The 22,294-nt window shown below is 39.0% G+C and carries 19 protein-coding genes and 2 tRNA genes; 14 read left to right on the top strand and 7 right to left on the bottom strand.

Going from position 1 to position 22,294, the window contains the following annotated elements; translation table 11 throughout:
* The first annotated feature begins 133 nt into the window (after nt 1-133).
* The 5 genes from trxB (at nt 134) to infA (ending at nt 6,106) form a co-directional block, all read left to right on the top strand.
* Nucleotides 134-1,084, top strand: a complete 951-nt coding sequence (gene trxB, locus ACHUE3_RS06085; RefSeq protein WP_394191177.1) for a thioredoxin-disulfide reductase — start codon at nt 134-136, stop codon at nt 1,082-1,084.
* 354 nt (nt 1,085-1,438) lie between these two features.
* A complete protein-coding gene (locus ACHUE3_RS06090) occupies nt 1,439-4,252 on the top strand; it encodes a bifunctional aconitate hydratase 2/2-methylisocitrate dehydratase (RefSeq protein ID WP_394191179.1) in 2,814 nt (937 codons plus the stop codon).
* 131 nt (nt 4,253-4,383) lie between these two features.
* Nucleotides 4,384-5,100 carry a leucyl/phenylalanyl-tRNA--protein transferase gene (gene aat / locus ACHUE3_RS06095; RefSeq protein WP_394191181.1) on the top strand — a complete coding sequence of 239 codons (717 nt, stop codon included), beginning with the start codon at nt 4,384-4,386 and terminating at the stop codon, nt 5,098-5,100.
* On the top strand, nt 5,093-5,797 hold the full coding sequence (locus ACHUE3_RS06100) for an arginyltransferase (RefSeq protein WP_058558933.1): 705 nt from the start codon (nt 5,093-5,095) through the stop codon (nt 5,795-5,797). Before aat ends, ACHUE3_RS06100 begins: the two co-directional genes overlap by 8 nt.
* Before the next feature lie 90 nt (nt 5,798-5,887).
* The gene (infA, locus tag ACHUE3_RS06105) at nt 5,888-6,106 is read left to right on the top strand and encodes a translation initiation factor IF-1 (protein WP_002962494.1); all 219 of its coding nucleotides are present in this window, start codon (nt 5,888-5,890) and stop codon (nt 6,104-6,106) included.
* A gap of 178 nt (nt 6,107-6,284) precedes the next feature.
* Here the strand turns inward: infA and clpA are convergent, their stop codons facing one another.
* Both clpA and clpS read right to left on the bottom strand, forming a co-directional pair.
* The gene (clpA, locus tag ACHUE3_RS06110) at nt 6,285-8,549 is read right to left on the bottom strand and encodes an ATP-dependent Clp protease ATP-binding subunit ClpA (RefSeq protein WP_394191183.1); all 2,265 of its coding nucleotides are present in this window, start codon (nt 8,547-8,549) and stop codon (nt 6,285-6,287) included.
* Between the two features lie 69 nt (nt 8,550-8,618).
* Nucleotides 8,619-8,927 (bottom strand): ATP-dependent Clp protease adapter ClpS, encoded by a 309-nt coding sequence (gene clpS, locus ACHUE3_RS06115; protein ID WP_180270382.1) that lies wholly within the window; start codon nt 8,925-8,927, stop codon nt 8,619-8,621.
* Nucleotides 8,928-9,136: 209 nt separating this feature from the next.
* Here clpS and cspD point away from each other — a divergent pair, with 209 nt between their 5' ends.
* A complete protein-coding gene (gene cspD, locus ACHUE3_RS06120; protein ID WP_058558936.1) occupies nt 9,137-9,352 on the top strand; it encodes a cold shock domain-containing protein CspD in 216 nt (71 codons plus the stop codon).
* Nucleotides 9,353-9,844: 492 nt separating this feature from the next.
* The gene (locus ACHUE3_RS06125; protein WP_394191186.1) at nt 9,845-12,067 is read left to right on the top strand and encodes an NADP-dependent isocitrate dehydrogenase; all 2,223 of its coding nucleotides are present in this window, start codon (nt 9,845-9,847) and stop codon (nt 12,065-12,067) included.
* A gap of 377 nt (nt 12,068-12,444) precedes the next feature.
* Here the strand turns inward: ACHUE3_RS06125 and ACHUE3_RS06130 are convergent, their stop codons facing one another.
* The 3 genes from ACHUE3_RS06130 to ACHUE3_RS06140 all read right to left on the bottom strand — a co-directional run bounded on the left by ACHUE3_RS06130 (nt 12,445) and on the right by ACHUE3_RS06140 (nt 16,017).
* Nucleotides 12,445-13,686: an amidohydrolase family protein gene (locus ACHUE3_RS06130; protein WP_394191188.1), complete on the bottom strand. Its 1,242-nt coding sequence runs from the start codon at nt 13,684-13,686 to the stop codon at nt 12,445-12,447.
* Nucleotides 13,687-13,698: 12 nt separating this feature from the next.
* Entirely contained in the window at nt 13,699-15,081 is a 1,383-nt protein-coding gene (locus ACHUE3_RS06135) for an amidohydrolase (RefSeq protein WP_394191667.1), read from the bottom strand.
* Nucleotides 15,082-15,231: 150 nt separating this feature from the next.
* Nucleotides 15,232-16,017, bottom strand: a complete 786-nt coding sequence (locus tag ACHUE3_RS06140; protein WP_394191190.1) for a hypothetical protein — start codon at nt 16,015-16,017, stop codon at nt 15,232-15,234.
* Between the two features lie 341 nt (nt 16,018-16,358).
* Here ACHUE3_RS06140 and ACHUE3_RS06145 point away from each other — a divergent pair, with 341 nt between their 5' ends.
* Nucleotides 16,359-16,724 carry a DUF3718 domain-containing protein gene (locus ACHUE3_RS06145; protein WP_394191192.1) on the top strand — a complete coding sequence of 122 codons (366 nt, stop codon included), beginning with the start codon at nt 16,359-16,361 and terminating at the stop codon, nt 16,722-16,724.
* Nucleotides 16,725-16,779: 55 nt separating this feature from the next.
* On the opposite strand, the gene ACHUE3_RS06150 is transcribed toward ACHUE3_RS06145, so the two are convergent.
* Nucleotides 16,780-17,475, bottom strand: a complete 696-nt coding sequence (locus ACHUE3_RS06150; protein ID WP_394191194.1) for a DUF445 domain-containing protein — start codon at nt 17,473-17,475, stop codon at nt 16,780-16,782.
* A gap of 123 nt (nt 17,476-17,598) precedes the next feature.
* On the opposite strand from ACHUE3_RS06150, the gene ACHUE3_RS06155 reads away from it, so the two are divergent.
* Nucleotides 17,599-18,459, top strand: coding sequence for a fructosamine kinase family protein (locus ACHUE3_RS06155; RefSeq protein WP_394191196.1), 861 nt, complete (start codon nt 17,599-17,601; stop codon nt 18,457-18,459).
* A 148-nt stretch (nt 18,460-18,607) separates the two neighbouring features.
* Nucleotides 18,608-18,811 (top strand): CPXCG motif-containing cysteine-rich protein, encoded by a 204-nt coding sequence (locus ACHUE3_RS06160; RefSeq protein ID WP_099294145.1) that lies wholly within the window; start codon nt 18,608-18,610, stop codon nt 18,809-18,811.
* On the opposite strand, the gene ACHUE3_RS06165 is transcribed toward ACHUE3_RS06160, so the two are convergent.
* On the bottom strand, nt 18,808-19,434 hold the full coding sequence (locus ACHUE3_RS06165; RefSeq protein ID WP_394191197.1) for a riboflavin synthase subunit alpha: 627 nt from the start codon (nt 19,432-19,434) through the stop codon (nt 18,808-18,810). The genes ACHUE3_RS06160 and ACHUE3_RS06165 overlap by 4 nt on opposite strands.
* 145 nt (nt 19,435-19,579) lie before the next feature.
* Here ACHUE3_RS06165 and ACHUE3_RS06170 point away from each other — a divergent pair, with 145 nt between their 5' ends.
* The 4 genes from ACHUE3_RS06170 (at nt 19,580) to ACHUE3_RS06185 (ending at nt 22,292) form a co-directional block, all read left to right on the top strand.
* The gene (locus ACHUE3_RS06170; protein WP_394191199.1) at nt 19,580-20,932 is read left to right on the top strand and encodes an MATE family efflux transporter; all 1,353 of its coding nucleotides are present in this window, start codon (nt 19,580-19,582) and stop codon (nt 20,930-20,932) included.
* A gap of 70 nt (nt 20,933-21,002) precedes the next feature.
* Nucleotides 21,003-21,977 carry a DUF3080 family protein gene (locus ACHUE3_RS06175; protein ID WP_394191201.1) on the top strand — a complete coding sequence of 325 codons (975 nt, stop codon included), beginning with the start codon at nt 21,003-21,005 and terminating at the stop codon, nt 21,975-21,977.
* A 118-nt stretch (nt 21,978-22,095) separates the two neighbouring features.
* Nucleotides 22,096-22,172 (top strand) — tRNA-Val (locus tag ACHUE3_RS06180).
* A gap of 46 nt (nt 22,173-22,218) precedes the next feature.
* Nucleotides 22,219-22,292: transfer RNA gene (locus ACHUE3_RS06185), tRNA-Val, on the top strand.
* Nucleotides 22,293-22,294 lie beyond the last annotated feature (2 nt).

The following is a 22,294-nucleotide window of genomic DNA, read 5'->3' on the forward strand; positions in this document are numbered from 1 at the left end:
CACACCTAGTACACAATATTTGACAGCTGTGTGATTTGCTCAAAAAAATAATCAGCGCTTTTATTTACTTCCCCCTTGTTTCTCTTAAAATCGGGCACATTAATACGCTATAGAAACGTTTAGGATATAAAACATGAGTGAAGCAAAACATTGTAAGTTATTAATTTTAGGCTCTGGCCCTGCTGGATACACTGCAGCGGTATACGCAGCCCGTGCTAATTTAAACCCTGTACTTATTACAGGTATGCAGCAAGGTGGACAACTTACAACTACAACTGAAGTTGAAAACTGGCCTGGCGATGCTCATGGTTTAACAGGTCCTGCACTTATGGATCGTATGAAAGAACATGCAGAACGTTTTGAAACAGAAATTGTTTTTGACCACATCAATAAAGTAGATGTGTCAAAACGTCCATTTACCCTAACTGGCGACCAAGGTACGTATACGTGTGATGCACTAATCATCGCTACTGGTGCGTCAGCTAAATACCTAGGTTTAGAATCTGAAACAAACTTCCAAGGTCGTGGTGTTTCAGCGTGCGCTACTTGTGACGGCTTTTTCTATAAAGGCCAAAAAGTAGCAGTAGTTGGCGGTGGTAATACAGCCGTTGAAGAAGCACTATATTTGTCAAATATTGCGGATGAAGTTCACGTTATTCACCGTCGCGATAGCTTCCGTAGTGAAAAAATATTAGCTGACCGTCTAGCTGAAAAAGCAGCAAATGGTAACGTGGTTCTACATTACAACCGCACATTAGACGAAGTACTTGGCGACCAAATGGGTGTGACGGGTATTCGTATTAAAGATGCAAATTCAGATGCCACTGAGGAACTTGATTTAGCAGGTGTATTCATTGCAATCGGTCATAAACCAAATACTGACATGTTTGTTGACCAGCTTGATATGAAAGACGGCTATTTAGTTGTTGAATCTGGCTTAAACGGTAACGCAACTCAAACTAGCGTACCGGGTGTTTTTGCCGCTGGTGATGTGTCTGATCATATTTATCGCCAAGCAATTACCTCTGCTGGTACCGGCTGCATGGCAGCATTAGACGCAGAGCGCTTTTTAGACAATCTGTAATTTAGAGTCTAAATTATTAAAGGCTGATTTTTCAGCCTTTTTTATTTCTAAATAAAAATTTTTAATTGCCACGTTAATTTCACGATTTATCAAGATGTATATAGTTCAATATACATATTGTAACCTTTAGACATTCATGAGATTTATAGTGAAGATTCATTTTATATAATATAATTAATGTTGGAAGTACGGTAGGATCTAAAGCCGTGCAATGATTACCGTCAAAGTAACGCAAGTAAAACGAACTATAATTATAGTTGGGCATAAAAGCTTTGTTCATTTGGGCATTACTCGTAACTGAAAATCAGTTAAAATGCTCAGCTTCATATCAAGTAAATATACCGAGAGTTTTCTATGAGTTTGTATACACAATATATGGAAGAAATCCAAACCCGTAAAACGGAACTTGGATTAAACCCAAAACCAATCGACAGCGCAGATTTAGTATCTGAATTAATTGCTCAAATAAAAGATACAAATAATGAGCACCGTAAAGATTCTTTGCATTTCTTTATTTTCAATACATTACCAGGAACAACAAGTGCAGCGGGCGTTAAAGCACAGTTTTTAAAAGAAATCATTCTTGGTGAAGAAACAGTAAAAGAAATCACTCCAGACTTTGCGTTTGAGCTTCTTTCACACATGAAAGGCGGCCCTTCAATTGAAATGCTACTTGATTTAGCATTTGGTGATGACGCTACAATCGCAGCTCAAGCTGCTGAAGTTCTTAAAACACAAGTATTTTTATACGATGCTGATATGGCGCGTATTAAAGCGGCATACGAAGCAGGTAATGCGATTGCTAAAGAACTACTAGAAAGCTTTGCAAAAGCTGAATTCTTTACAAAATTACCTGATATCGAAGAAAAAATTGATATTGTTACGTATATCGCTGGTGAAGGTGACATATCAACAGATTTACTGTCTCCTGGTAATCAAGCGCACTCTCGTGCAGACCGTGAGTTACATGGTCAATGTATGATTACACCTGAAGCACAGCAAGAAATTGTTGAACTTCAAAAGAAACACCCAAATGCTAAAGTAATGCTGATTGCTGAAAAAGGCACAATGGGTGTTGGTTCGTCGCGTATGTCAGGTGTAAATAACGTGGCATTGTGGGCTGGTAAACAAGCAAGCCCTTATGTTCCTTTCATCAACATTGCACCTGTTGTTGCTGGTACTAATGGTATCGCACCAATCTTTTTAACTACGGTTGATGTTACCGGTGGTATTGGTCTTGACCTTAAAAATTGGGTTAAGAAAGTTGATGCTGATGGTAATACAGTGACTGATGCAAATGGCGATGCAGTTCTTGAAGAAGCATACTCAGTTGCAACTGGTACTGTTTTAACAATCGATACTAAAGAGAAGAAGCTTTATAACGGTGACAAAGAGCTTGTTGATGTATCATCAGCATTTACTCCACAAAAAGTTGAATTTATGCGAGCGGGTGGTTCTTACGCAGTTGTATTCGGTAAGAAAATCCAAACATTTGCAGCTGAAACTCTTGGCATTGACACACCGCTTGTGTATGCACCTTCAAAAGAAATTTCACATGAAGGTCAAGGTTTAACAGCAGTTGAAAAAATATTTAACCGTAATGCGGTAGGTGTATTATCTGATACTCCACTTCACGCAGGCTCAAATGTTCGCGTTAAAGTAAACATCGTTGGTTCGCAAGATACAACGGGCCCAATGACATCTCAAGAGCTTGAAGCGATGGCTGCTTCAACAATTTCACCTCTTGTTGATGGTGCATACCAGTCTGGTTGTCATACAGCATCAGTATGGGATAGCAAAGCGCAAGCAAATATTCCAAAACTAATGGCGTTTATGAATAAGTTTGGTCTTATCACTGCACGTGACCCGAAAGGCGTTTACCATGCAATGACTGACGTTATCCATAAAGTATTGAACGACATTACAATAGACGACCGCGCAATCATCATTGGTGGTGACTCGCATACACGTATGTCAAAAGGTGTTGCATTTGGTGCCGACTCAGGAACTGTTGCTGTTGCCCTAGCAACGGGTGAATCAGCGATGCCAATTCCTGATTCAGTTAAAGTGACCTTTAAAGGAAAAATGGCTAAGCACATGGATTTCCGCGACGTTGTACATGCAACGCAAGCGCAAATGCTTAAGCAATTTGGTGGCGAGAACGTGTTCCAAGGCCGTATCATCGAAGTACACATCGGTACCTTGATGGCTGACCAAGCGTTTACCTTCACTGACTGGACTGCAGAAATGAAAGCGAAAGCGTCAATCTGTATTTCAAATGACGAAACACTGATCAAGTCAATTGAACTTGCTAAAACACGCATTCAAATCATGATCAACAAAGGCATGGATAACGAAGCACAAACGCTGCAAGGTCTTATTGACTTAGCTGACAAGCGTATCGCGGGCATCCAATCTGGTGAAGAGCCTGCTCTATCTCCAGATGACAACGCTAAATACCACGCTGAAGTTGTGGTTGATTTAGACCAAATCGTTGAACCAATGATTGCCGATCCAGACGTAAATAACGATGATGTATCTAAGCGTTATACGCACGATGTGATCCGCCCTGTTTCATTCTACAATGACAAGCCTGTTGATTTAGGCTTTGTTGGTTCGTGTATGGTGCACAAAGGCGATATGAAAATTATTGCTCACATGCTACGCAACCTAGAAAAGAAAAACGGTTCAATTGAATTTAAAGCACCATTAGTTGTTGCGCCACCAACATATAACATTGTTGATGAGCTTAAAGCTGAAGGCGATTGGGATATCCTAGCTAAGTACGCTGGTTTTGAGTTTGACGATGCAAAACCTAAAACAGCGGCACGTACTAAGTATGAAAACATTTTATACCTAGAACGCCCAGGCTGTAACTTATGTATGGGTAACCAAGAGAAAGCTGAACCAGGCGATACTGTTATTGCTACTTCAACACGTCTTTTCCAAGGCCGTGTAGTAGCCGATACGACTGAGAAGAAAGGTGAATCACTACTAGGTTCTACGCCATTGGTAGTACTTTCTACTGTACTTGGTCGTTTCCCGACTATGGAAGAGTATAAGTCTTCAGTTGAAGGCATTGATCTGACATCATTCACACCAGTTGAAGAAGCAATGACAACTAAATATGATGCTGCACAAGCAGTACCAGTTAAAGTTGTTAGCTAATTAGATTGAGTTAATGGTTCAAATAAGCGCGTTTTTATAACGCGCTTTTTTTATGCCTAGAATTTGTTGTTTGTGATTTTAAAGCAACAAGTTACAATTTATCTGATCGCGTAGTAACAAGAAACGGTGTGATGACAAAACAACTTTATCAATTATCCCAAAACCATTTTAATTTTCCTGATCCGCAGCATGCTCTAGATGATCCTGATGGGCTGCTTGCTGTAGGTGGCTGTTTATCTGTTTCGCGGTTAAAAAGCGCTTATAGTCAGGGGGTTTTTCCGTGGTTTAGTGAATACGAACCTATTATGTGGTGGTCGCCGAGTGAGCGTGGCATTATTGAGTTTGCTGATTTTCATGTCAGTAAAAGTTTGCGTAAGCATTTACGAAAACACCCCGTTACGGTGACGATTAACACCGCTTTTGATGAGGTGATTGAAGCGTGTCAGCAGCAACGGATTGACGCTGAAGGGACGTGGATCACCGATGATATGCTCAATGCCTATAAACAAGCCCATTTAGACTCTCTAGCCCACAGTGTTGAGGTGTGGGATAACGGCAGCCTTGTTGGTGGTTTGTACGGCATAATGCAAACTGGGGTGTTTTGCGGCGAGTCTATGTTCCATCACCAAACAAATTGTTCAAAGCTTGCGATGTGGGCGCTGGTAAATTGGCTTAAACGCCACAATGCCCATTTCATTGATTGCCAACTAGAAAACCCCTATTTAATGTCTTTAGGTGAAAAAGTTGTACCTAGAGCTGATTTTTTAACTAAACTTGAACAAGCAGCAAGTTACAAAATCCCGGCCACTATGTGGCAAGCTCAGGAGCTTACGGCAATTTATGACTGAACATCTTCCAGCACGTTTAGGCTTGAGCCAACAATTTGATTGCAGTTATTTAGGCGACCGCCAAGAACAATTACTGGTTATTTTAGATCCAAGTTGTTACAGCAGTAGTAAATTTGAATCGTTACTTGGTTTAGGCTTTCGCCGCAGTGGTGACCAAATTTACCGCCCTCACTGCCCAGCATGCAGTGCTTGCAAGTCTGTGCGTGTTTTAGCTCAGGACTTTTCGCCATCAAAATCGCAAAAACGTAAACTTAATAAAGCAAAAACACGCTTTAAAGTAAAATATTCAGAGCAAGAGCGCCCTGAATATTATCCACTCTATAGCAAATACATAACCGAGCGCCATCAGGATGGTTCGATGTTTCCACCTGAACAATCACAGTACCAAAGTTTTTTATTTTGTCACTGGTTACCCATTACGTTTATTGAACTTTGGGATGATAATACACTGGTTGCGGTTGCTGTAACTGATTGTATGAACAACGCTATATCTGCTATTTATACTTTTTTTGACCCAGACTATGAACACTTCAGTGTAGGCACTTTAATGATCCTAGAGCAGATAAAGTTCGCCCAAACGTTTAATAAAGAATATGTCTATTTAGGTTACCAAATAGACGAATGCGCTAAAATGCGATACAAAACACAGTTTTTACCTGCCGAAAATAGAGTTGGTGACATTTGGCTGGCCATTTAATTTACAAAAATAGCCGCTGTAGCTTTACTTATTGGTGTATTTTGGGCAAAATCTGCATCGTTTAACTATTAAAGAGGTGTTACGCTAAACATGGCGAAAGAAGACGTAATCGAAATGCAAGGAACGGTCCTTGATACTTTACCAAATACAATGTTCCGAGTTGAGCTTGAAAATGGTCACGTAGTAGTGGCTCACATTTCAGGTAAAATGCGTAAAAATTATATTCGTATTTTAACCGGCGATAAAGTTACCGTAGAAATGACCCCATACGATTTATCGAAAGGTCGCATCGTATTCCGTGCTCGCTAAGTTAGTGCGTTAACGAAATATCAAGTTTTTAGCTAAGTTGATTAAGTAACTTAGTTACTTGCTACATTAGCTTTAAGCGTTTATTAAATGTAATAGAAAGCAACTCGTTGACTATTACATTTAATAAACAAAAAGCCCAGCATATGCTGGGCTTTTTGTTGTCTGCAAATTACAGTAATTATGCTGGTGTTAAATCGGTTTCAAAATCAAAACGCAATTTTTTATCTTTCAGTGACACTTTAACTGTACCTCCTTCAATTAACTCACCAAACAAAATCTCATTAGCCAGTGGCTTTTTAAGTTGTTCTTGAATAACACGCCCCATTGGTCGTGCACCCATTGCTTTGTCATAACCTTGATCCGCCAGCCATTCTCGCGCTTTTGATGTGAGTTCAAGGTTAACCGATTTTTTATCAAGCTGAGCTTGCAGCTCAACAATAAACTTATCGACTACCAATAAGATCACATCGCGTTCTAGGTGGTTAAACCAAATAATGTTATCTAAACGGTTTCTAAACTCAGGTGAGAACACTTTGTTGATCTCGCTCATTGCGTCATGAGAGTGATCTTGCTCAGTGAAACCTATTGATTTACGAACCGTCTCTTGCACACCTGCATTAGTGGTCATAACAACAACAACATTTCTAAAGTCCGCTTTGCGGCCATTATTGTCAGTTAATGTACCGTGATCCATTACCTGCAATAGAATATTGTAGATATCAGAATGTGCTTTCTCGATTTCATCTAAAAGTACAACAGAATGCGGATTCTTAATGACTGCCTCAGTTAATAAACCACCCTGCTCAAAACCAACATAACCAGGAGGCGCACCAATTAAACGGCTAACAGCATGGCGCTCTACATACTCAGACATATCAAAACGGATAAACTCAACACCCATGCATTTAGCCAGCTGCTTCGTTACTTCTGTTTTACCTACACCCGTTGGCCCTGCAAACAAGAACGAACCAACAGGTTTGTCTTCGTTTGATAAACCAGAACGAGATAAACGGATAGCAGACGTTAACGCGTCAATTGATTGATCTTGCCCGAATACTAACATTTTCAGATTACGGTCAAGATTTTTAAGTGTCTCTTTATCACTTGATGACACGCTTTGCTGTGGGATGCGGGCCATTTTAGCGACAATGGATTCTATATCCGCTACACCAATTGTTTTTTTACGTTTAGAACTAGGCTGTAAGCGCTGATTCGCACCGGCCTCGTCTATTACATCAATGGCTTTATCAGGTAAGTGACGCTCATTAATGTATTTAGCACTAAGCTCAGCGGCTGCTTTCAATGCTTTTTGCGTATAGCGAATGCCGTGATGTTCTTCGTAACGCTCTTTTAAACCATTAAGAATTTTAGTGGTATCAGCGACACTTGGCTCAAGGACGTCAATCTTTTGAAAACGACGTACTAGAGCACGGTCTTTTTCAAAAATGTTTTTGTACTCGTTGTAAGTTGTAGAACCCATACAACGAAGTTTACCACTTGATAATAACGGCTTAAGTAGGTTAGAAGCGTCCATAACGCCACCAGAGGCTGCACCCGCACCAATAATGGTGTGAATCTCATCGATAAATAGAATCGCGCCTGGTTGAGCCTGAAGCTCTTTCAGAAGTGCCTTGAAGCGTTTTTCAAAATCGCCACGGTACTTAGTGCCTGCTAATAGTGCGCCCATATCTAACGAGTAAACGACTGCATCAGCAATTACATCCGGTACTTGTTCATTTACAATGCGATATGCAAGACCTTCTGCAATCGCTGTTTTACCCACCCCAGCTTCACCAACCAGTAACGGGTTATTCTTTTTACGACGACATAAAACCTGAACTGTACGCTCGACTTCGTTATCACGACCAACAAGAGGGTCTATATTCCCTTCCTTCGCCTGAATATTTAAATTGCTGGTAAAATTATCAAGCTTTGAAGGTTCTTCTCCCTGCACTTCTTGCACTTCTTCGTGAATATCATCTGACTCTTCCCCACCAATATCATCGTCTGATTTGCCGATACCATGAGAAATAAAGTTCACAATATCTAAACGGGAAACATCTGATTTTTTTAGTAAATAAACAGCCTGACTTTCTTGCTCAGAAAATATAGCAACAAGTACATTTACCCCAGTTACTTCGTTTTTACCAGACGACTGCACATGAAATACTGCACGTTGTAACACTCGCTGAAAACCAAGAGTCGGCTGTGTTTCACGCTCTTCTTCTAGGTCGGGTATTACTGGCGTTGTTTCGTCAATAAATTCTGATAGCTCTGTTTTAAGCGCTGCCATATCAATTGAACACGCGTTTAGCGCCTCACTTGCAGACGGGTTGTCTAGTAGTGCAAGTAAAAGATGCTCTACGGTCATAAATTCATGACGGCGAGTGCGTGCTTCACGAAATGCCGCATTTAAAGTTAGTTCTAAATCTTTGTTTAGCATTGGCAACCCCTTAATGAGATATTAATTATATACCGTTGTGATGGGTATTTTGTTCACCCTACCTTGGTATTATTCCTGCTCACAACTACAAAGCAGTGGATGCTCGTTATCACGTGCATAACGGTTAACCTGTTCAACTTTTGTTTGTGCTACATCTGCAGTGTAAACACCACAAATTGCACGCCCATTTTGATGAACTTGAAGCATCACATCTGTTGCTCTATCGCTATCCATATTAAAAAACGTCACTAGTACTTCGATTACGAAGTCCATTGGCGTGTAATCATCATTATTTAAAATGACTTTATATTTTCGCGGTGGTTGTAGCTTTTGCTTTTCACTATCGCGAACTGTGTCTAAAACACCTGAATCTTTCATGCCACTCATAATTAAATATAGTCTTGTCTTTGGAACTCAAGCAAACTTGAATAAAAAAATAAATAAAATGTTAAAAAATAGTTTAAATCACTTGACTGATAGTATAAATAAACTACAGTCAGTTATAGATTGATTAAACCTTAGTCAGTCTATCAAATTATACGGTTTAGAATAACTAAATTAGTCAACTTATAGAAGGATGTAGAAGTATGGCTTGTGGTAAAGTCAAATGGTTCAATAACGCCAAAGGTTTTGGTTTCATCGTAGAAGACGGCTGCGAGAATGATATATTCGCCCATTACTCAACGATTGTAATGGACGGATATAAAACACTTAAAGCTGGTCAAGATGTAACATTCGAATTACAGCAAGGTCCTAAGGGCCTTCACGCGACTAATATTGCTCCTAACGAAGAGTTAGTGTAGTTGTTACAGAAGTTCGACACTACAAGCGAGCGATCTGAAAAGTTCCTCGCTTAACTCTCTTATATTTAATACCCAACTTTCTTATAATCTATTTTTATAGCTAAAAACTCTAATCTTTTAATCAACCAACAACACAGTTAAAACTCCCCTCAAGTATTGAATTATTGCCTATTAACCCCAATAGTGTAATTGTTATGATATTTAAGCCGTGTTGGCTGCCCTTAAAGACTAGTACCCTAGCGCTTTTACGCCAATCTTGGTACACTCTGCCTGCTTAAAATTTGCATTTATATGCAATTAAAGCTCATAACATTATGCTAATGGCTAATTTATGTATTGCCGATAACAGCATATAAATACACATTCACAGTCCGTCAGGTGTGGTTATTGATTTGCAGTATTAACACCTAACAGACTGATCATTGCCAGCATCGGTGATGATATTCTTTGCATTGTTGAATATGGCTTTAAGCCTACTATCTAGGAATGATGATGACATCAAAAATTATCTATACTAAAACAGACGAAGCTCCGGCACTCGCAACTTACTCTTTGCTACCGATTATTCAAGCATATACAAATGCCGCTGGTGTTGAAGTTGAAACACGTGATATCTCACTTGCTGGTCGTGTAATTGCTAACTTCCCTGAGTATTTAACCGAAGAGCAACGCATTGGCGATGCACTAGCTGAACTAGGTGAGCTTGCTAAGACACCTGAAGCTAACATCATCAAATTACCAAATATCAGTGCGTCTGTTCCACAATTACGAGCTGTTATCAAAGAACTACAAGAAAAAGGGTATGCACTTCCAGAATACCCAGCAGAGCCAAAAACAGACGAAGAAAAAGCAATTCAAGCGACCTACGACAAAATCAAAGGCAGCGCAGTAAATCCTGTATTACGTGAAGGTAACTCTGATCGTCGTGCACCTGGTTCTGTTAAAGAGTATGCGCGTAATAACCCACATTCAATGGGTGCATGGAGCAAAGAGTCTGATTCTTATGTTGCTAGCATGAGCGAAGGCGATTTCTTTGGTTCTGAGCAATCAGTAACTGTTGACACACCAACTGATGTACGTATTGAGCATGTTGCTAAGAATGGTGATGTGTCTGTACTTAAGGCAAGCACACCACTACTTGCTGGTGAAGTAATTGACGCATCATCTATCAATGCAACTAAATTACAAGCTTTCTTAGAAGCTGAAATTCAAGCTGCTAAAGAAAAAGGCGTTCTGTTTTCATTACATATGAAAGCAACCATGATGAAAGTATCTGATCCAATCATCTTTGGTCACGCAGTTAAAGTATTCTATAAAGACGTATTTGCTAAATACGGCGAATTATTTGAAGAGCTAGGTGTTGACGTAAATAACGGCCTTGGCGATGTATATTCAAAGATCCAATCTTTAGATGAAGCAAAACGCACTGAAATCGAAGCTGATATCCAAGCTGTTTACGCACAACGCCCTGCTATCGCAATGGTTGATTCAGACCGTGGCATTACTAATTTACACGTACCAAGTGATGTGATCATCGATGCATCAATGCCTGCAGCAATCCGTTCAAGCGGTCAAATGTGGAATAACGATGGTAAATTACAAGATACTAGCTTTGTAATTCCAGATCGTTGTTATTCAAGTGTTTACCAAGCAACAATTGATTTTTGTAAAGAGCACGGTGCATTCGATCCAACTACTATGGGTAGCGTGCCAAATGTTGGCCTTATGGCGCAAAAAGCAGAAGAGTACGGCTCACACGACAAAACGTTTGAAGCAAAAGCTGACGGTGTAATTCGTGTTGTTGATGCTAACGGTAATACATTACTTGAGCACAACGTAGAGCAAGGCGATATCTGGCGCATGTGTCAGGTTAAAGATGCACCAATCCAAGATTGGGTTAAACTTGCGGTAAACCGTGCTCGTGCTACAGGTAACCCTGCTATTTTCTGGCTTGATGAAAACCGTGCACACGACGCGCAAATCATCAAAAAAGTAAATGCATATTTACCAAACCACGACACTGATGGTCTTGATATCCAAATTTTAGCGCCGCTTGAAGCAACTCTGTTCTCTTTAGCGCGTATTAAAGAAGGTAAAGACACAATTTCAGTAACGGGTAACGTTTTACGTGACTACCTTACTGATTTATTCCCAATTCTTGAGCTTGGTACAAGTGCAAAAATGCTTTCAATCGTACCACTTATGAATGGCGGTGGTTTGTTTGAAACAGGCGCTGGTGGTTCAGCACCTAAGCACGTGCAACAGTTTGAAAAAGAAAACCACTTACGCTGGGATTCTTTAGGTGAGTTCCTAGCTTTATCTGCTTCACTAGAACATTTAGCTGTAAATACTGGTAACAAGAAAGCCCAAGTACTTGCTGATACGCTAGATAAAGCAACAGGTACTTTCCTAGCTGAAAATAAATCGCCTTCACGTAAAGTAAAAGAAATTGATAACCGTGGTTCTCACTTCTTCTTATCGTTATTCTGGGCTCAAGAGCTTGCTAAACAAGATGATGATTCAGAGCTAAAAGCTCAGTTCACTCAGATTGCTAGTGATTTAGAAGCACAAAAAGAGCAAATAGTAACAGAGCTTAACGATGCACAAGGTGTATCAATGAACGTAGGTGGCTACTTCCAACCTAACGATTCATCTGCATTTAATGCAATGCGTCCAAGTGCTACATTTAACGATATTCTAGCTAAGCTAGTGTAATTGTTAGTTAATTAATAAAAAGGCGCTCACTGAGCGCCTTTTTTGTGTCTGTAATAAAAGCCAGTACCAATACTTTTTAATAAATGATCAAATGCACTTCCATTTAACATAATAACTTTGCTCGTCACATGTTGGTTGCTTTGTCGAATTTTCCCCCTCATTTACTTCTTATTTTCTCTCTATGTGCAATATGATTTTAAGTGAATTATTCACAAAGAGGATAAGAGGCACTTCGCTTAAAGAGTTACGGCAAGTTTTTAAACTAATATTTGCGGCAAATGAGACGCGGGATTACAGCACCCAAAATATACCCAGCAATAAAATATGGTTGGTATAAAAAAAGCCGCTACAGCGGCTTTTTATAAACTAACTATACACTACTTAGTATATGCACGAGGCATATTTGATTCTGTCATGTAACGTTCTCGAAGTTTATCATGACGTGATTCCGTGGATACCTCAACACCATTGATAAACATTTTAGTCACGTGACTGTTGAGCTCAAACGGGTCATCATTCCACATAACTAAATCAGCGGCTTTACCTACAGCAATACTGCCTGCATTAATACCAAATACATCCGCTACATTGGCTGTAATCGCTTTTAATGCACCTTCTTGAGTCATGCCATATGATACGGCATTACCAGCATCAAAGCGTAGCTGATACACATTATGGCTACCATCTCCGCCAATTGCCAATAGTACTTTAACGCCTGCTTTTTCAAGTTCACCTGCATTGGTTAAACCTGCATGGAGTGAATCAAAACTGCCTGGTAAGTTATCCATTGCACTCATTATCACTGGTACTTGTGCATTGGCTAGTTGCTCTTTAACAACAACGGCATCTTGCGCACCTGAAATTACAAGGTTAAGCGAAAACTGCTCTTTAACTTTTATAAGTTCAATGATGTCTGATGCACGAGATACAGTTACCAATAGTGGCATTTCACCGGCTAGTACTTGAGTTAAGACTGTATCTTCTGTACTTGGCTTTGCGTCATCTTTTTTGTCTTTTTTCGTTGATTTTTGCTGATGCTCGCTCAGCTTGTCAATTAACGATTTAAGTGACATTGCGCGTGAACCTTTGCGCTGTTCACCTAAATGAACAACCAATGCAGCCTGGGTTTGTTTAACGCTGTCAAACTCACCGCTTAAATCAACTACAGTAGCAAGACCTGCAAAAATGCTGTCACCACCGTGAGGTGTAACTACATCACGGGTTATGCCGCCTTTACGCGCATATGGGATCAAACTTGAACGAGGGTTAAAAGCTAAGCTTGGATCAAAGTCGATGCCTGCTTTGTCATCGCCTGCATCACGAGAACCTGCAACAGCGCCTACTTCAACCAAACCTAGTTGATTCATGCTGCCAATGAAGCCCGCTGTAATGATTTGCCCTTTTGCATCAACAATATTATCCGCTTCAACCTTTGCAGGGTTAATTGCTGTAATTTTGCCGTCATCAAATACAATGCTTGCGCCATTTAATACGCCCTGCTCTGTCGATGTATGCACCGTGGCATTAATAATTGCGAAAGATTCAGCATTCGCAACAGTACTCGCCAATAAACCTGCAGCAACTAGCGAGAGCGAAAATGAGTGTGTTAATTTTGTCATTCTAGTTACTCCTTATTTTTGACCTAACATGAAATCACTTTGTGCTTGGAACGCCGGATCTTCACGGTCGTAAACTTTGGCACCATCTACAAATACTTGCTCAGCTTTTGCGTAAACACTGAAAGGGCTTTGATTCCAAATAACAACATCACCTTGTTTACCTGCTTCAAGCGAGCCTGTTTTATCATCAATACCGAGCGATTTTGCTGCATTTACAGTGATCCACTTAATTGCATGCGCTTCTGAAATATCAAAACCATTGTCATTTGCACGGAACATTACTTTGCCCGCTTCTTGGTTTAAGCGTTGAATTGTTGTATCTGAATCAGAATGGACAACCGCACATGAATTTTTAACTGCATCAACAATCGCAACGTTTTCTTGAACCATATCGTAGGCTTCCATTTTAAAGCCCCACCAGTCTGGCCACAGTGCAGCACAAGAACCATTTTCTGCTAATAAATCAGCAATTTTATATGCTTCAATACCATGATGGAAAGTACCTGCGTGGTAACCAAACTCTTTTGAAAGGTCGATCATCATAGCCATTTCTTCTGCTTTATAGCAGTGGTTATGTATCATCACTTCGCCTTCTAATACACCACGCAATGTGTCGTACTTTATATCGCGGTGTGGTACTTCAGGGTTTTTTCCTGCAGCGTAGTCAGATTCATACTTATCCCACTCTCGCTTGTACTCTGCAGCTCCAATCCATGCTGAACGATAGCCCGCCATGTTACCCATACGGGTCATTGGCAATATACCTTTGCGGCCATAAACGCGTTTAGGGTTTTCACCACACGCCATCTTTAAGCCATATGGTGCATCAGGAAATTTCATTCCTTGCATTGTATGCGCTGGTACGTTTTTTAAAGTAACCCCACGACCACCAAATAAATTGGCTGAACCCGGTAGAATTTGTAATGAGGTAATACCACCTTCACGAGCTCGGTTAAAACCAGGATCTTGTGGCCATACAGAATGTTCAACCCATACTTCAGCAGTATTAGGGCTGGTCATCTCGTTACCATCCTGATGCGACTCAACCGAAGGGTTTGGGTAAGCACCTAGATGAGAATGCACATCGATTAAACCCGGTGTTACCCATTTACCCTGCGCATCGATTGTCACATCAGCGCTGGCAGATAAATCTTTACCTACTTGTTGTACTTTACCATCCACCAATAGCACGTCAGCTTCATCTAAACGCTCACCAGTTCCTGTTAGAACAGTCGCATTTGTAATTAAAGTGCTGGTTGATTTGAGAGCTGTGTAAGTACTCGGGTAAGGGTTTTTATTTATAGTAACTTTTTCGTCTTGAGGACCGTTATCTTGGCAACCTGCTAAGGCAACACCAAGTGCAACGACCAGCAATGAAGGAGCAAATTTATGCATCATGTTAGTCTCTGTTGTTTTTTTGTTAATGTATATAAATAAACAGCATAAAGCTAAGAAATAAGCTGGATCTGCATTTATTTAAGATGAATGTCATTCCAATGAACTCATAATAAATTCATTGCTTTGCTTCTTAAAATGACACGCAAATTATTTTTTTACATAGTTAATATAGAGCTTATCCAACGCAGCTTGTGTTGAGAGGCTCGGATCTTTATTAATAAAATGCTTTACTGTACGTGTTACAAAATCTGAATTTTGTTTGTATTTTTTTGAGAATTCTTTAATTAGGCAATTCCCATCTTTTGCTGCTGTGACTTTATCATGACGATGGCGGTATTGACTCAGCGCTTTATTAAAATCCCCTTGGTAATCATCAACCAAAATTTTATAAAACTCACTTCGCTGTACTTTTAGAGTATCAATACAATAATTTAAGGCTTGTTTGAAATCGTTAAATACTGTCCCCTCTACATCAAACTCTGGGGTTTTTTCTCGCACAGTTACTTTTGCTTCTTCTGTGGCGTAACTAAAACCCGCAAATGCCATGCGTTCAGCGGCTTCTTTGCCCAATGCCATCCCCGCTTTTATACTGTGTGCAAATTCATCGCTCATATCGCTAAGCTCATTTTCATGCCACATGTTGTAAACGCGAAGCGGCTTTGCATATTTACTCGACAATTTCTTTTTTAATTTAATAAAACGTTCATCAATGGTGAGTAACCGCTCATTATGTAATAGCGCATGACATTCATAGCACGCTGCAATACTTATAAAGTCAGCATCCTCGCTCAAATCTATAATACTTTGTAGCATATGTAATGGCGGGCAATGATCGCGTTCTGTTGCCTCACAACCACAGTAAAAACATTGGTTAAAGTTGCTTTGATTACATGCATAAGCTTGCTGGTAATATTGAGAAACCTTACTACTCACATCATCTCCATCGGGGAGTTAAATAATTAATGCGAATAATAGCAGCCTGAGAATATATGTCAGCCATGATAATTAATAAAGTGTATTTACTCTAAAGTAAACGAAGTGTAAAGCCAATGAAAACAGTATGAAAAGCAAACAAATTCAAATAAAAAATTGAAAATAAATACTTAGAAGATGTGTCAAAAAACACACTTAAAGTTAATAAATTACAATGAGTTAATAAATTTTTTTAGGTATGAAATAGTTCCTTACATCTTGTCGATTTTCATTTACAGCATTCTTTTAAAAATAAGCCAATAATTAACTCGTCAACTAACATCAATACCTGGAGAATGATGATGAATACTTTAACAACTACACTTACTACAACTCTTTTAATCGGCGCGGCAACACTTGCATCTACTACAACTCAGGCGGCAGAATTTATTGCAGCAGATAACACACCTGGTACCCAAGTTTGTATGGCTGTGGTAGCAAATAGACCCATTACACTGTCAACAACGATGAGTGACTTACGTATGAGTAAAAATACAGCAGTCAATAAATTACGTTGTAATGATATGCAACTGGCTCAGTTTGCAGGTAAATACGGCTTTAATAAATCAGCAAAATTTTTAAATTTAGACTCAAGTACAAAAACGAGCATTCAAGATTTAGTTAAAGTTAATGATGACACTATTTTAGTTGTTTCGGGCTCTAAATAGTTATGAATAGCGTTATTAATATTTAAGCAGGCGAGTCGTTGGCCTGCTTAAGCTTTTATAAAATGGCAGCAAGCAAACCAAATAAACCACCAAAAACTCCACCCCATACAACAAGCCAACCTAAATGTTCGCGTATCATGGTTTGAATAATATCTTTCACCATAGCAGGTGTTAATTCATTTAACCTGTCATCCACCAGCCCTAAAACTGTGTTGTATAAAGCATCTGAAGACATCGTTTTTTGAGTGAGTTTTTCATTAACGAGCTGCTTAAATTCTGCTGTTTCGCTCATGGTTATCAAAGACGCTTTCATTTTAACTATAAACGATTCTCGCATGGGTTCTACAGCTTGCGTGCCACCCAACATAGCAAGCATACTGCCAAACTGAGACTGCTCGATTACTTCAAGTAAACTATCAAAAGCTGGGTCTAGATTTACATCTTCAATAACCGGTTTTAAATCTATTTCTGGTTGCTTACTTTGCAATAATTTGGCTATTTTTTCCTTAGAGAAAAACTCTGTTACTACCAGATCTTTAATAGCCTCTTTAAAGCGACCAAACTTCACTTGAATAACCCCTGAGCCATACAAAAAAGGGACTTTTTCAAACAACATATGCACAGCAAGCAAATTTGTAAAAGCGCCAGAGAGCGCAAATAAGCCAATTGACAGCACAATAGCTTGGTCTAAAAAATAGCCTATCAACACCAATATTATTGCCGTTAAATTTGTTAGCATACTTTTGTTCATATTTTCTCCAGACGCTATTGAGTGATTACCTAAAACTGGTTTGTGAATTTTACATACAAGAGTTTGTTTATTTAACTACTTTTTGCCATAGTTTAGTTATCTGTATAAAAGTTGAGCAATATTATGTGGAATACCGTTAATGAGCAGATCAGCCAAGCAATGCATTTTGATTTTAAACACACCTACAAACGCCAACTGCAAAATACAAATGACATTAAATTGTATGAAATTAGCGATGGGGTCCATCAATACTTAGTCAAAGTTGGCCATCATTCATATTTAGAACATTTTGAATGCGAAGCACATAGCCTAAAATTGCTAACTCAAGAAAGCCTATTTATGGTGCCAGACTGTATCACGTTAGGCGCGAATATAGAGTTTTCATTTTTAGTACTTGAATGGCTTACATTTGATCAACAACCACATACCGATTGGCAAACAATGGGCAGTCACTTAGCCAGTCTTCATCACAAGCATCAACAAGCAATGTTTGGCTTTGACCACGATAATTTTTTAGGCACTACTGTTCAACCTAATCGATGGCATAAAAAATGGGATGTATTTTTTGCAGAAGAGCGAATTGGTTGGCAGTTACAATTGCTCGAAGAAAAAGGCATCACTTTAACTGATAAAGAGAACTTAATTGGATTAGTCAAAGATTTACTGCACAGCCATACCGTACAGCCTTCTTTATTACATGGTAACTTTTGGCGGGGCAATATGGGTTTCATTAATGCAATACCCAGTATTTTTGACCCGGCAAGTTATTATGGTGATCGGGAAGTAGATATAGCGATGAGTGAATTGTTCGCCCCACTTCCTGATGACTTTTATCAAGCTTATAATCACCTTTACCCGTTAGCCACAGGCTATGAAAAACGTAAACGTATCTATCAATTGTATCCAATACTCAATAATGCAAATATTTTTGCAGGTCACTATCTAACTGAAGCAAAACAACAAATAGAACTGCTTTTAAAATAACAGCCATTTTATTGTAAAGGGAATGTCATAAACGACTAATTCAGACTATATTTAAGGTAGGGTTTTTGAACAAGACACCACCATAAGAGCACTCTATACGTGTTATGAAGCCAGGAGCTGCTTTTTTGATTTGAAGGTTGGAGTATTTATGAAAAATCATCTATCACAACGGATTTGTTGCCCGCACTGTGGACACCATATCCACGTAACTCTTGATGCCAGTGAAGGGGACCAAGATTACTTTGAAGATTGCAGCGCCTGTTGTAACCCTATTCATTTTAATATGCATATAGATCACGCATACAACAAAATAGAGTTACACATTGATAGCGATAACGAGCAAGTATTTTAAACGGCTTGATTAGCTAAGTAATTTTCAACAGTATTAATAATCGTGTACGTTTGTTGGTCTACTTCTATATTTAGCCAGTTTTCAGCTTGAGCGTTACCAAGATTAGTTATTGCGAGGGTTTCTGGAATTAAATGAAGCCAAAAGCCAGTATCGTCTGTTTCTCCAACAGTTAAACTAGCTCCATTTATTGCTACAAACCCTTTATATAAAACATACTTTTGCCACTCGGTTGGTAATGTAAGCTTCATTTTACAATTGTCTTTAGTATGTATTATTTGCTCAATCACCGCACAGCAGTGTATATGACCAGAAATAATATGCCCACCAAGTTCTGTACCAAAAGTCATAGAACGTTCAAAATTAACTTTATCGCCGTTTTTTAAACTTCCTAAATTTGTTAGTTTTAACGTTTCATCAATCACATCAAAATAAACGTGTGCTAATTGGTTTTCAGCCGGACTAAACTTCACCACAGTTAAACAACAACCATTTATGGCAATGCTTGCGCCAATTTCTAGCTTTTCAATATACTCTAAGCCTACTGAGAGTGTTAAGCGCAATACACCTTCACGCTGCTCTGAAGATAAAACGCTTGCTTTGGTTTGTACTATTCCCGTAAACATATGTATGAATAACCTTATGAGTCCACATTTCTATAGTTTATAGAAGAGTTTATCACTTTAGGATCAGTGAATCATCGCTGTTAACTTTTATTCTGCTATAAATCAATTACACTAGCGGCCAATTATTTTTATTTTTGCGCACTCTATGACTTTTTGTAATTGGGAAGCTAAACGCCTTATTTCACTTGCGATCCCAGTATTTTTAGCACAAGTAACATTAGTTCTGATGTCTGTGGTTGACACCATAATGGCTGGTCAAGTAAGCCCTACAGATTTAGCAGCCTTATCAATTGCAACAGGTGTTTGGAACCCTGCAATGCTTGCTCTACAAGGTATTTTATTAGCTTTGACGGGGATCATAGCGCAATTCTCTGGTGCAAATGATAAAACAAATATCAGCCATTATTTCCAGCAAGGCCTTTATCTCGCTGTTTTATTGAGTGTTGTTGGTTTTTCAATCGCTTATTTTGCCGATATGATAATTCTTAGACTCAATACCAGCCAGGAAATTGCTGTAATGGCCTTTGATTATATTCACTTTGTAAAGTGGGGTATTGTCGGCTTTTTAGTTTTCAGTGTTTATAGAAATATCACTGAAGGTATGGGAATGACTAAGCCAGCTTTCTACATCAGTCTTATCGGCCTTGCGGTGAATGTACCTGCTAATTATATTTTTATCTATGGAAAACTAGGTATGCCTGCTTTAGGGGGAGCCGGTTGCGGAATTGCAACAGCCCTTGTCTTTACTGCTATGGCAATTGTACAAGTTATATACTGCCAATTAAGTAAAAAGGTAGATGCTAAAGGTTTACTCGCTAATTTTAAAGCACCAAAGCTCTCAACAATGTGGGTTATCACTAAAGTGGGTATTCCTATCTCACTAGCCACTTTTTTTGAAGTTACTTTATTTGCTTGTATCCCGCTGTTTATTGCGCATCTTGGTGCCGTGGCTGTCGCTGGGCACCAAATAGCAGCGAGTGTAACCACACTACTATTTATGATGCCACTGAGCTTATCTATTGCGATTAGTATTCGCATAGGTAATTTATATGGCCAACATCACCTTAAGCAACTCAAAGAAGCCGTTTCAACCAGCTACATATTGGCCATCATGATTGCTATATTACTTGCAACAGTCACATTTTTTGGTCGTAACCTTATTAGTCAGCTTTATACTGACGATGCACAGGTAATAGCATTAGCAACCTCGATTATGGTTTTAGCATGCATCTATCAGCTTCCTGACGCTTTACAAGTCTCTGCAAACGGCATTTTAAGAGGTTTAAAGCATACAGCTCCAATTTCGTACATTACGTTTATTTCTTATTGGCTTATTGGGTTTGCTTTAGGGTATGTTTTGGCGCGAACAGATTTAATAGTGCCAGCAATGGGGCCACATGGTTTTTGGATCGGAATTATTGTAGGCTTATCTGTGGCGGCTATACTTTTAATGTTAACAGTAACAAGACGATTTAAACGTGAACCATTTATTTCATAAAAGAATGCATAAACAGTTTAAGTACACCTTCAGTGCTACTAATCTGTTTATATTTATTCTCCTGATTCTAATGGCGGGTTGCACCGAGCAACCCCGTGACATTCATCTAGAGTATCAAAAGCGTTTAGCTAATATAGTAAATAAGCCGCAAGTAAAAGCTGACAAGCTAAGCAATATTCCTCAGCCTATGCTTGAGCGATTAAATGAAAGCAAGATCAGTCTAGGTGTATTGCAATTAGCACAACTTAACAAGTGCGCTTTAAGCACGCTAATCGCAGAACACAATTCTCAGCTTGGCAAACTCGCAACGCCTGCAAGTAGACTAATTTATCAAATAGAGTTTATTAAAGCTGCACCAGCGTGCTTAAAAATATTTGATGAAACCTCAAATACATATCAACAAATCAATGCGTCGTTAATTGATAAAAAAACATTGTTAGCTAAGCATTTTAAACATTTTCTATATAATGATGTAGAACTTAAAAAAACATGGCAGCTTACTCATTATGAATTGGGCACCAACTTTAATGGCCTAGTTGAAACAGAACTTGCACTTAAACGTATAGCAACGATTAAAGAGCAAATAGATGCTAGAAACTATCAGGACATAAATACCCAACACATTTATAAAAGCTTAGAACAATTAAACCGTTTTAATTTTAATCAGGCGTTAATAACAGCGAGTAGAAACCAAGCTTACTTAAATGAGTTAACTACTAATTATTTAAAGAATAACATCGCGTTAAACAGACTTTGTGACCCACTTAAAAACAAAAAGCAAGCACAGGTAATCAGCAACATATTTAAAAAGTTTTACCTTGAGCAGCTACAGCCATACCAATCACAACTTACAGGGGCCCTTGAACGATTAATGCCCTACTATCAAACTTTATGGGGCGATAGCATTGATAATCAGGGTAATTTAAGCAACTTGGTTTTAGATACAAGTACCGATAATTTACTCAATCGATTAAAAGAGTCGGCTAAACACCATGTTGTTTGGTGGCAAGGTTTTTATAAGCAGTGTGAAATCAGTCCAATATGAATAAAAAAACGGCAAACAAACCAAAAATGAACAATCAAGCTTGATTCGCCTGTAAACACGCTATATATTAGCTCCCGTTGTTAAGTATTAAGTGCTTAACAATACTTAAATTTATGATACGACCGTAGCTCAGTTGGTTAGAGCGCTACCTTGACATGGTAGAGGTCGGTGGTTCGAATCCACTCGGTCGTACCAAATTTATTACTCCCTGTGATGAATTTAGTTTAAGTATTCATATTGTACGACCGTAGCTCAGTTGGTTAGAGCGCTACCTTGACATGGTAGAGGTCGGTGGTTCGAATCCACTCGGTCGTACC

This window comes from Pseudoalteromonas atlantica (assembly GCF_043641955.1).
In the GTDB taxonomy this organism is placed as follows: Bacteria; Pseudomonadota; Gammaproteobacteria; order Enterobacterales; family Alteromonadaceae; genus Pseudoalteromonas; species Pseudoalteromonas atlantica_A.